This window comes from Vibrio sp. 378 (assembly GCF_033339435.1).
This window is the reverse complement of record NZ_JAWOUO010000946.1, coordinates 1-565: the sequence shown is the minus strand read 5'-3', so window position 1 is coordinate 565 and position 565 is coordinate 1. Positions and strand designations below refer to the sequence as shown.

The window sequence follows — 565 nt, the reverse complement described above, 5'->3', positions numbered from 1 at the left end:
TTTTACATTTTTGTGCTCTGTCTGTCAATAGGAGAATTGAAGAATCCATGCAATTACCAACTTTTCTAGAGGTCTATGAAGGACTCATTAGTACCTCTTCGATCAGCTCGACTGATCCAAGCTGGGATCAAGGCAATGCCAAAGTGATCGAGAAACTCGCCACTTGGTTTAAAGATCTTGGCTTTCATGTTGAGGTGATCGAAGTCGAGCCAGGCAAACACAATATGATTGCACGCATGGGCGAAGGCGAAGGCGGTCTGCTGCTTGCTGGGCACAGCGATACCGTGCCATTTGATGAAGGACGCTGGAGCTTTGATCCCCATAAGCTCACTGAGAAAGACAACCGCTTCTACGGTCTGGGTACGGCAGACATGAAAGGCTTTTTTGCTTTCATTTATGAAGCAGTAAAAAAGGTGGATTGGAGCAAGCAAAACAAGCCGCTTTACGTATTGGCCACCTGTGATGAAGAAACCACCATGCTCGGTGCAAGACACTTCACCACGAACGCGCCGTTCAAGCCGGATTACTGCATCATTGGAGAACCCACTAGCTTAGTTCCTATTCG

General features: G+C 47.3%; 1 protein-coding gene. It reads left to right on the top strand.

Annotation, left to right across the window (positions count from 1 at the left end; all coding sequences use genetic code 11):
• Positions 1 to 47: 47 nt before the first annotated feature.
• Positions 48 to 565: M20/M25/M40 family metallo-hydrolase (locus R7Q48_RS29750; protein ID WP_318133980.1), on the top strand; the 518-nt coding region annotated here is incomplete at its 3' end.